Below are 10573 nucleotides of genomic sequence, written 5' to 3' on the forward strand. Positions count from 1 at the left end.
CTTGCAAGTCCCGGTCTGCGGGGATATGACAGTGAACCCGGCAGAAACGCCGGAAAGGCCCGCAACGGGCGAACAAGCGCAGGAAAGGATCATGCAGCGACAATCGGTTGACAGAAAGGAATTGGCGCGTCTGGCGGCGGCCTCGGGCGCGGAAGTGCCGCAATCGGCCCTGGAGCCGCTGGCGGAATATCTTGAAATGCTCTGCCAGTGGAACAAGGCCATGAACCTGGTCGGCCCGCACACCTGGCAGGATATGCTTACCCGGCTGGCGATGGACAGTTTTCATCTGGCCGGTTTTCTGGACAAGCTCAATTTGCCCGAAGCTCCCCTGTGCTGGGATCTTGGCGCGGGCGCAGGCCTGCCGGGCATTCCCCTGCGTATGGCCTGGACGCGCGGCGCATATTATATGATAGAAGTGCGCGAAAAGCGCGCCCTGTTCATCTCCAGTGTACTTTCCCGCCTTCAGTTGCCCTCCACCCATGTATTCAGAGGGCCGGTGGAGCATTTTTTTCAGGGGCAGTATTACAAGGCGGACTGCATTCTGAGCCGCGCCTTCATGCCCTGGCGGCAACTGCTTGACCTCGCCAGCCCCAGGCTGCACGATAACGGCGTGCTGGTCGTGCTGGCGCTTGAGCCAGCCCCCAGCGAATTGCCAGCGCCCTGGCGTCTTGTGGAGCAACACTCCTATGTTGTTGGCGGGCACGGGCGATGGTTCTGGGCGCTTGCTCCCAGCGCCGGAGACGAGCGGCTGACCTACGATGCCGCAACGCATCGGGCTGGCTAGAGCACGTATACCTGAATGTTCTGACAAGGATTTGCCCGCAAATCCTGCCGAAAGCTCTGTGGCGAACCGCGCAGGGGGTTGTTCTGCGCGTTAATTGCCCAGGAACCGCCGCACAGTTTTTTGTCGCCATCTGCATGCCTGTATGAACAGGACCATGATTCTTACGGAGAACGCCATGCACCCCGCAGCCCATGCCTCTGCCAGCGCCGCGCCTGCCGGAAACGATGCGGACGAAACCCGGCGCACTGGGCAGCCGCAACCCGAATCGGAAGCGCTGCCTGCTGCGGAATCAGCCTGTGCGGAGCAGCCCGCCGCCTCGCATGCCGCACACGGCGGGACTCTGTTGCCCACTGGCGGCGCAGGATTGCACAGCGGCAAACGCTCGCTGCCTTCCGGGCGGTATTGGGCGCGAGGGCTGTTCTGGGGGCTGGTGACGCTTGCCCTTGCCTTTGCCCTGCGCATGCTGGAATGGCCCTGCTGGCAAAATCCGGAATACCGCCTTGGCAACGAGTGGCTTCTGGCCACGCACGATGCCTATACATGGGTGGCTGGGGCGGAAGATTTCGGCCTTGCCGTGGGGCATCCCATGGCTGTGATGCTCAAGGCCATGTCCGACCTTGTGGGCACTTCTCCCGCTGCGGTAGCCTTCTGGTTTCCTGCCTTGCTGGCGAGCTTTGTGGCTGTTATCGCCTTTGCCTGGGTGTGGGCGCTGGGCAGCATTGAAGCTGGCGTTGCCGCAGGCATACTCACGTCCATTGCGCCGGGTTTTCTGGCCCGCACCCTGCTGGGATTTTACGATACCGACCTCGTAACCCTGTTCTTTCCCCTGCTCATGACCCTTGCCCCGGCCAGTTGGGCCATGCGCTACATGCTGCTGCCGGGTATGGTGCTGCGCCGTCTTTCCATGACTTCCGGCGTGATGAACCTGCGCCGCCTTTTTTCCCGCAATCAGCCCGAGGGCCACTGGACGCCGCGCCTCAAACAGGCGGAGCACATGGGCAATCCCTTGCGCTGGCAATGGGTTGTGCTGCTTGGCTGTTCCGGCGTCGTTTCATGGTGGACGCAGGAATGGCATTCTGTTTTTCCGTACCTGATCCGCTACAATGTGGCCTTGCTGGCCTTTATGAGCATGGTGATGGCCCCGCGCGGGCGGCGCGCCCTGCTGCTTCTGGGCAGCATGGCCTACGCCCTGCCTACGCTGGCTGGGCCGTGGGGCCTCAGTTTCAGTTTGCTGCTGCTGGCTGCGGGCACAAGGACAGGCTACCGCCTGCGCCGCCTGCTGTGCCGCCCCTGGCTGCTGGCTCTTCTGCTGGCGGGCGTGGGCTTTTTGATGCTTCAGGGTGAAATTCTTACGTCCATTGTGAACCACATCAATGCCTATGTGAAACATTCTGGCGATGTGAAGAGCACTGGCGGCGGGCTTTCGCTGGAATATCCCTCGGTGGCGCAGTCCATCATTGAAGTGCAGGATCTGGGCATCATCGAGATTTTTCCCTACTTTCATCCCTGGATGGAAGCGGCGGTGCTTGGTCTGCTGGGCTTTGCCCTGGTAGCCATACGCCGCCCGGGCGCGCTCTTTTTGCTGCCGCTGGCAGCGTTGGGCATCCTGAGCGTCAAGATGGGGGGCCGCATGGTCATGTTTGGCGCACCCATCATGGCCATTGGACTGACCTTGCCTTTTTACTGGCTGCTGCAAAGGCTGCTGCGCGTGGATCTGCGCGGCGCAGTGGCGGGCATCCTGACCAGCGGCGTGTTGCTGGCCCTGCTGGTAGCGCCCTTTGCCGATATGATCCCCGCCATGTCGCAGGGGCCAATCATCAACCGCCGGCACGCAGAAGCCCTTTCGCGCGCCAAGGCCATGACCCCGCCCGATGCCATGCTCTGGCTGTGGTGGGACTGGGGCTATGCCGCCAACCATTTTGCCCAGCGGCAGACCATTGCTGATGGCGCGCAGCATGCAGGGCCGTCCCTCTATCTGCCCGCAGCGGTTTTTGCCACCGACAATCCGCGCTTTGCGCGTCAGGTCATCCGCTATACGGCCCAGTGCGGCAACGAGCCGGGAAATGTGTTTGAAGGCCTGGACGGTGTAGGCGCGCAGGCCCTCATGGACAAGTTGCGCTCGCCCGAAACCCCGCTCATTGAGAACAAGGGGCGGCTCTATGTGGTGGTGAGCTTTGAAATGCTGCGGCTTGGCTTCTGGATAAGCAATTTCGGCAACTGGAATTTTGTTACCCGTGCGGGCGAAGGCGGGGCGCTTTCCATCGTGCCGCAGGCCCTTGCCTACAAGCTCGATTCGGGCGAGGTGCGGCTTGAGGGCAACAGCAGCGCCATTTATGCCTCGTCCATCAGCGTGTTTGAAGAGACCGGCGTGACGCGCCGCAACTATATTCAGGACTGGTTTGACGCGCATCCCTCGGCAACGCCCGAGGAACAGCACGAATTTCTTTCCAAGCGCCGCAACATCAACTTTCTTTTCAACCGCGTAACGGACGAAAAGCTTGCCATGGATGCGGGCCTGTACAATTCGCTGATGGTGCAGCTTTTGGTGGGTGATCCGCAGGATCCGCGCGTTTCGCCCTATTTCAAGCTGGTGTACGACAACGTGTTCGCCAGAATTTACGAAGTTCTGTAGGCGGCCGCGCTTGCGGGCCGTCGCATGTGCAATCAAGGGCAGTCTAACTGGATGATTTTGCGCCAAGGGCAAGGAAAAAGTTTTTTTTGCGAAAGAAGTGTACTCTTACGGCACATGACTGGAGTAAAAATAACCTTTTGACGCAGCCAGTTGGACAAAAAAATTAGTCAGAGACAGACCCTAGTGGTGGTACGGAACCTTGCGCAGGATGCATTCCGCCCGGTAAAGCTGCTCTAGCAGCACCACGCGGGCCAGCTCGTGCGGCAGGGTCATGTGCGAAAGGCTGATGCAGCGGCTGGCGCGTTGGCGCACGGCTTCATCCAGCCCCCACGCGCCGCCCACGATAAAGCAGGCTCTGCCTCGGGCGTCGTGATCCATCTGGCGCAGCATATCTGCCAGTTGGGGCGAGGTGAGGTGCTGGCCGCGTTCGTCAAGAACGAGCGCTATGTCCTGCGGGTCGAGGGCCTCAATGATGCGGCGTCCTTCAAGGGCGTTGCGCTGATCCTGCGGCAGGGCGGAATCGCCGTCGCGCACTTCGGTTATGTCCAGCTTGCGCCAGCGGGTGATGCGCGTGGTGTAGTGGGCTGCGGCATCCTTCCAGAACGGCGTTTTCAGTTTGCCCACACTTATGTATTTCAAGGGTTTGCCAGTCATGTCTTCTCATGTTTCGTTAAATATGGCGGGTGGCGCGTCTGTACGCCGCTCCAGCCCGGATGCCGGGATGGAGCTTGCGGCTGCGGCGCGCTTTTTGCGCAACGGCGGCGTGCTCGTGTTTCCTACGGAAACGTTCTACGGGCTGGGCTGCCTTGCCGCCAACGCGGAAGCCGTGGCAAGGGTGTATCAGTTGAAGCGCAGACCCGTCCACAAACCCTTGCCCCTGCTGGCGGCGCATGCTGTGCAGGTGGACGCCGTGGCGGAACTTGCCGCCATGCCCCAGAGGCTTCTGGCATTCTGGCCCGGCCCGCTCACGGTTTTGCTGCCCGCCCGCCCCTGTCTGCCCCCGGCGCTGGTCAACGGGCAGGGGCTTGCGGCGGTGCGCGTGACGCCGCATCCGCTGGCTGCACAGCTGGCGGAGCAGGCTGGCGGCGCGCTTACGGCAAGCAGCGCCAACCTCAGCGGCGGTGCGCCCGTATGCTCGCCAGGCGACCTTGATCCGGCCTTGCTGGAAGCCTTGCGCCGCATGGCGCAAAACATGCCGTGTTCTTCCGGATGCGCGTCACAGACACCAAAAGCAGAAGCTTCCCTGCCATTGGCTCTTGGCGGGCCGCTGCCTGCAGGCGGTTTGCCGTCAACCGTGGTGGAGCCGTTGAGCGGTGGGGCTGGGGGGGCAGGGCGGCTGCGGATAGTGCGGGCCGGTGCTGTGAGTGCCGCCGCTCTTGAGGCCGCAGGTTTTGCTCTGGAGTGACCTCCAGACGGGCTACGCTGCGGTGGCCGCGTTTTTTACAAAAACCTGCCTGCGCACAAGAGAATTTAAATATCCGTCTTCACGCCGTGACATGCCGTGCGCGGCGCAGATGTCAGCATAAGCTTCAGTCAGGCCGTCCCTATGTTTTGCCGAAGTCATGACAAAGGGATAGAGCAAGAGGCCCAGGCCCCGCATCCTCGGGCGTCCAATATCCACCAGCAGAAAAATGCCATCAGGGGCAAGCATTCGCGAGGCATTGGCAATGGCGGTGCGCCGCGTTTGGGGATTTGCCTCATGCAGCGCCATGGCGGTCATGATGATATTGAACGTGCCATCAGGAAAGCATGCCTCGTCCATGGACGCTACGCTGAAATGAAGGTTGTTGGGATATTCTTTCTGGCGGTGTTGTGCGCGGGCGATCTGGTTTTCGGCAAGGTCAAGGCCATGGATGCGGCATCGGGGCGAGGATTGCGCGGCAAGCGCAAAAGTCAGGGAGCCTGTGCCGCAGCCAAGATCCAGAGCCGACATTTCCGGGCCAAGCGCCAAACCCTTGACCGCCGCCTCATAAAAAGACGCATTCAGCCCGAACAGTCGGGCAAAAAAATCGTAGTTCTGTCCAGAAACAAGACCGTTAAAGGCAGTACCCTTGTCAGTGTTCATAATACCTCGCATGTGACCGAAGTTCGGTCTGTCTGGATAACGTATGGATGCCAAACATTAATGACCAGATAAGCCTACTTGACCTCCATCGAGTTCAGCTTCGCAAGGAGTTTTTCGAGAAAATCTGCAATATCAGCGACTTCATTCTGTTTGCGTATTCCCATGGCATCATCCACCATGCAATCAAGCTGTGAATGAAAAGCCATGTGCTGTTCATGCGCTGCTTTGCCTTTTTCCGTCAAAAACACATTGAGGCGGGTCATTTTCAGCGGGTCCTTGGCCTTGCAGGCCAGCCCCTTACGCTCCAGCCGGCGCAACAGCTCCGAAACGCTGCCCTTGGTAACGCCCAATAGCTCGGCCAGCCCTCCCACATGGATGCCCTCATTGTTGTAGATGGCCATGATGGTATGAATTTCCGCCAGGTGGATGTCCACATCTGTACTGAATTTGCTGCACTGGCGCTCAAGTTCATAAAACCGGGTCACTATGCCCAGCAGCGAGATGCTGACCTGCGCGCTGCGCGTAGAGTGGGCCGCAGCATGCCCCAGAGTTTTGATCATGGATTTCTGGATGCGCAGTTCAACGGCGGTTTTTTTATGGCAGTCATTTTTCATGGATTTTTAGTATGGCATCCATACATTTTTGTCAATCGCCGTGCGGAGGCGGCAAATAGCTGCACAGCGGCATTTGTTTCCCGCGCTTGCGGCGCGGGGCATGCTGGCTTAGTATGCGGCAGTTGCGCACAATGGCGCGAACCATACGGAGAACGCATGAAACGCCAGGTTGTCTGCCCGCATTGCGGCAAGTCGTATTCCAGCTACAAAAATCCCACGCCCACGGCGGATGTGGTTATCTATTCGCCTGATCGCGGGGTGGTCATCATCAGCCGCGCCAATGAACCCGTGGGCTTTGCCCTGCCGGGCGGTTTTATTGAAGAGGGCGAATGCGCGGAAGCCGCCGCAGTGCGCGAAATGCGTGAAGAAACCGGGTTGGACGTGGAGCTGACCGGGCTTTTGGGCGTGTATTCCAGGCCTGACCGTGACCCTCGACAGCACACGCTGACCGTGGCTTTCACAGGCAGGCCGCGCAATCCAGAGACGTTGCGCGCCGGGGACGATGCGGCCCATGCGGCCTTTTATCCTCTTGATGCCCTGCCGCAGCCGCTGGTTTTTGACCATGCGCAGATTCTGGCGGATTTCAAGGCAATGCTCGCTGGCAAGCGAACGCTTGCCGGCATACAGCCATCATTTGACGCGGTTGCCGGAGCAACCGGAACCAGCGGGGAAGGGACGCATTCATGAGTTATCGCAATCTTCAGGAATGCGTGGCCGATCTTGAGGCCAATGGCCATCTGGTGCGCATTGACGCCGAGGTCGATCCGCATCTGGAACTGGCTGCCATCCAGCGGCGCGCCTTTCGCGCCAAGGCTCCGGCCCTGCTGTTTACGAGGGTCAAGGGCACGCCCTTTCCCATGCTCTCCAATCTTTTTGGCACGCGTGAGCGCCTGCATTTTATTTTTCGTCGCAGTCTGCCTGCGGTGGAGGCTGTGCTGACCGCCAAGGCCGACCCCGCAGCAGCCATGAAACGCCCCCTGCAGTCGCTCAAGGCTCTGCCGGGCCTGCTGAATATGCTGCCGAGCGTGAGCCGGGTGCGTGCGGAACAGGCGGCGGCAGCGGCCCCGGTGCTGGAATGCCAGTGCAAACTGGCCGACCTGCCCCAGCTTGTCTGCTGGCCCATGGACGGCGGCCCCTTCATTACCCTGCCTCTGGTGTACAGCGAAGACCCCGCCAAGCCCGGCGCGGACGCCTCCAACCTCGGCATGTACCGGGTGCAGCTTGGCGGCAACGAGTACGCGGCGGACGAGGTGGGGCTGCACTACCAGATTCACCGGGGCATAGGGGCGCACCACGCCCGCGCGCTCGAAATGGGCAAACCCCTGCCCGTGCATATTTATGTGGGCGGGCCGCCCAGCCTCACCGTGGCTGCGGTCATGCCCCTGCCCGAGGGGCTTTCTGAACTGCGCTTTGCCGGACTGCTCGGCGGCAGGCGCACGGAGATGGCCGCAGTGCCGGGTCTGCCCCTGCCGGTGCTCGCGCAGGCGGATTTTTGCATCAGCGGGCACGTGCTGCCCCAGTGCAAGCCTGAAGGACCTTTTGGCGACCATGTGGGCTATTACAGCCTCGCGCATGACTTTCCTGTGCTCAAGGTGGACGCCGTCTATCACCGTAAGGGGGCCATCTGGCCCTTTACCGCCGTGGGCCGCCCGCCGCAGGAAGATACGGTCTTTGGCGATTTTATCCACGAACTCACCGGGCCGCTGGTGCCGCAGGTTTTTCAGGGAGTGTGCGATGTGCATGCCGTGGACGCAGCCGGGGTGCACCCGCTGCTGCTGGCCGTGGGCAGCGAACGCTATACGCCCTATGAGGATGAGCGCCGCCCGCGCGAACTGATCACTGCGGGCCTGCACCTGCTCGGGACTACCCAGACGGCCCTGGCAAAGTATGTTTTTCTTGTGGCGCATGAAGACGCGCCGGGCCTCACCGCCCGCGATGTGCCCGCCTTTTTGCGGCATTTGCTGGAGCGGGTTGATTTTTCGCGCGATCTGCACTTCATCACCCGCAGCACCAATGATACGCTGGACTACACGGGCAACGCCCTTAACGAAGGCTCCAAGCTTGTGTGGGCCTCTGCCGGTAAAAAGCGGCGGGAGCTTGGCTGCGAACTTTCCGGCCCCGCCGCAGACCTGACGCCTCTGCCGGAGGGCTTTGGCCCGGTGCGCGTGTGCGGCCCCGGCCTTGTTGCCATTGGCGGGCCAAGGCATGCCCTTGATCGCAGCCAGCCCGACCCGCAGATGGAAGCGCTTGCGCAGGCTCTGGCCCAGTGGCCGGGGCGCGAGGCCTTCCCGCTTGTGATAGTGGCGGACGATGCGGACTTTTGCGCCGCAAATCTGGATAATTTTTTGTGGGTGGCCTTCACCCGGTCAGACCCGGCCACAGACGTGTACGGCGCTCATGCCGCCACACGGGCCAGGCATTGGTCGTGCGAAGCGCCGCTGGTCATCGACGCACGCCTGAAGCCCTTCCATGCCCCCCCACTGGAAGAGGAACCGGCGGTCATACGCAAGGTGGAAGCCCTGGCAGCGCCGGGCGGCCCCTTACACAACTACTTGTAACCTGGGGGAGGCATCGGCATGAAAATCGCCCTTTTGCAGTGCAATACCGTTACCGGCGACGTGGCCGGAAATCTGGAACGTATCATCAGCACCGCCCGTCAGGCAGGCGCAGCAGGGGCAAACCTGTGCGTTACGCCGGAGCTGGCGCTTTGCGGCGTGGCCCCCGGCCACTACCTCTGCGCTCAGGGTTTTGCGGCGGGTTGCCTCAAGGCTCTGGATATCATGGCCGCCGAACTCAAGGACGGCCCTTCTGTGCTGGTGGGCGCGCCTGTGCCCAGCGTGTATGCCTCGGGCCTGCTTTCCAACGCGGCAGTGCTGGTTGAAAAGGGCGGCTGGCAGGTTGTTTCGCGCAAGGTGTATCAGAATCAGGGCCAGAACACCGTGGCCGAATCCACAGATGAGGACGCCCGCTATTTTGACCGTGGCATTTCGTGCGGCATTGTCACCATGGGCGGCTGGCGCATCGGCGTTGTGCTGTGCGAAGATGCCCAGAGCGAAGACGCTTCGTTCTGGAAAACCCGTTATGCCAGCGGGCATAATCCGCTGATGGAACTGGTGCAACGCGGCGTGGACGCGCTTGTGCACATGGCGGCGGCGCCCTTCAGCGTGGGCGCGCAGGAAACGGACGAACACCTGCTTTCGCATGTGGCGGCCCGGCATCATGTGCATATGTTTTCGGTGAACATGGTGGGCGGCAACGACAGCCGCGTATACAACGGGCAGAGCCTGGTTTTTGACCCCACGGGGCAGTTGCTTGCTCGCGGCAAGGCCTTTGCAGAAGACGTGCTTGTGGTGGATACCGCGCGCGGGCAGGGTGCAGTAAAAACCCCGGAACCTCTGGCCGCCTGCGTTGAAGAAGATTACTGGCGCGCCCTTGTGCTCGGCACACGGGACTTTGTGCGCAAGTGCGGGGTGGAGAAGGGCATCGTGGCCATTTCTGGCGGCATGGATTCCGCTCTGGTGTGCAGTGTGGCGGTGGAGGCCCTTGGCGCGCAAAACGTCACCGGCGTGCTCCTGCCCTCGCCCCACAGCAGCGAGGGTTCGCTGACTGACGCCGCAAAGCTGGCGGAAAATCTGGGCATCACCACCGTGACCCTGCCCATCGGCCCGCTCATGGATGCTTTTGCCACCTCGCTCAAGCCCGGCCTTGACCTTTTTGAAGAAAAGCCCGGCGACGTAACCTTTGAAAACGTGCAGGCCCGCATACGCGGCACGCTCATCACCTCGCTGGCCAACAGGGCCAACGCCCTTGTGCTCAATACGGGCAACAAGAGCGAGGGGGCCATGGGCTACTGCACCCTGTACGGCGATTCCGTGGGCGCGCTGGCCGTTATCGGCGACCTGACAAAAACTCAGGTGTATGCCGTTGGCCGCTGGTACAACGCCCATCGCGGGGCAGAGATCATCCCCGATGAAATTTTCACCAAGGCTCCTTCTGCGGAGCTGCGCCCCGGTCAGAAAGATTCGGACAGCCTGTTGCCCTATGAGGATCTGGATCCGATTCTGGAAGATCTGTTGCAGCCTGCGGAGGCGGAATCCGGCCCGCTTTCGGCAGCGCGTATGGAAGTGCGCGACAAGCTGTTCAGGGCTGAATTCAAGCGCCGTCAGGAGCCTTTGTCGCTTTATATGAGCCGCATGCCCTTTGGCGGCGGCTGGCAGACGCCTGTTGCCGGGCGTTTCAGCCTGCCCAATAAATAGGCTGTATAAAAAAGAAGTATGGAAAAGGGCTGTGCGGCAAAAGAGTTGCCGCATGGCTCGCCCCGAAGGGCGGGGGTTTTCCCTTGAAGCCCGCAACGCACTGGGGTAAGAGCAGTGTGTTGCACAACGCTGATCTGAGTGGAGGATATCATGGCGGAAGCACCGGAGAAAAATCTGGCTCTGGACATTGTTCGCATTACCGAGGCTGCGGCCCTTGCATCG

General features: G+C 61.2%; 9 protein-coding genes. 6 read left to right on the plus strand and 3 right to left on the minus strand.

Annotated features, from left to right (window positions below; genetic code table 11):
• Positions 1–88: 88 nt before the first annotated feature.
• Both VEZ52_RS10255 and VEZ52_RS10260 read left to right on the plus strand, forming a co-directional pair.
• The gene (locus tag VEZ52_RS10255) at positions 89–784 is read left to right on the plus strand and encodes a 16S rRNA (guanine(527)-N(7))-methyltransferase RsmG (RefSeq protein WP_414649512.1); all 696 of its coding nucleotides are present in this window, start codon (positions 89–91) and stop codon (positions 782–784) included.
• Between the two features lie 142 nt (positions 785–926).
• A complete protein-coding gene (locus tag VEZ52_RS10260; RefSeq protein WP_324836720.1) occupies positions 927–3416 on the plus strand; it encodes an STT3 domain-containing protein in 2490 nt (829 codons plus the stop codon).
• A 180-nt stretch (positions 3417–3596) separates the two neighbouring features.
• Here VEZ52_RS10260 and VEZ52_RS10265 read toward each other — a convergent pair whose 3' ends face one another.
• Positions 3597–4070 carry a 23S rRNA (pseudouridine(1915)-N(3))-methyltransferase RlmH gene (locus VEZ52_RS10265; RefSeq protein WP_324836721.1) on the minus strand — a complete coding sequence of 158 codons (474 nt, stop codon included), beginning with the start codon at positions 4068–4070 and terminating at the stop codon, positions 3597–3599.
• On the opposite strand from VEZ52_RS10265, the gene VEZ52_RS10270 reads away from it, so the two are divergent.
• On the plus strand, positions 4069–4821 hold the full coding sequence (locus VEZ52_RS10270; RefSeq protein WP_324836722.1) for an L-threonylcarbamoyladenylate synthase: 753 nt from the start codon (positions 4069–4071) through the stop codon (positions 4819–4821). The genes VEZ52_RS10265 and VEZ52_RS10270 overlap by 2 nt on opposite strands.
• Before the next feature lie 12 nt (positions 4822–4833).
• On the opposite strand, the gene VEZ52_RS10275 is transcribed toward VEZ52_RS10270, so the two are convergent.
• The gene (locus tag VEZ52_RS10275) at positions 4834–5481 is read right to left on the minus strand and encodes a class I SAM-dependent methyltransferase (protein ID WP_324836723.1); all 648 of its coding nucleotides are present in this window, start codon (positions 5479–5481) and stop codon (positions 4834–4836) included.
• A 74-nt stretch (positions 5482–5555) separates the two neighbouring features.
• On the minus strand, positions 5556–6095 hold the full coding sequence (locus VEZ52_RS10280) for a MarR family winged helix-turn-helix transcriptional regulator (protein ID WP_324836724.1): 540 nt from the start codon (positions 6093–6095) through the stop codon (positions 5556–5558).
• A 156-nt stretch (positions 6096–6251) separates the two neighbouring features.
• On the opposite strand from VEZ52_RS10280, the gene VEZ52_RS10285 reads away from it, so the two are divergent.
• The 3 genes from VEZ52_RS10285 to VEZ52_RS10295 are packed head-to-tail and all read left to right on the plus strand — an operon-like array spanning position 6252 to position 10351.
• On the plus strand, positions 6252–6782 hold the full coding sequence (locus VEZ52_RS10285; protein ID WP_324836725.1) for an NUDIX hydrolase: 531 nt from the start codon (positions 6252–6254) through the stop codon (positions 6780–6782).
• On the plus strand, positions 6779–8653 hold the full coding sequence (locus VEZ52_RS10290; protein WP_324836726.1) for a UbiD family decarboxylase: 1875 nt from the start codon (positions 6779–6781) through the stop codon (positions 8651–8653). Before VEZ52_RS10285 ends, VEZ52_RS10290 begins: the two co-directional genes overlap by 4 nt.
• Before the next feature lie 18 nt (positions 8654–8671).
• Positions 8672–10351, plus strand: coding sequence for an NAD+ synthase (locus VEZ52_RS10295; RefSeq protein WP_324836727.1), 1680 nt, complete (start codon positions 8672–8674; stop codon positions 10349–10351).
• Positions 10352–10573: the final 222 nt, after the last annotated feature.

Origin of the sequence: Desulfovibrio sp. (assembly GCF_035644575.1) — a bacterium.
GTDB lineage: Bacteria > Desulfobacterota > Desulfovibrionia > Desulfovibrionales > Desulfovibrionaceae > Desulfovibrio.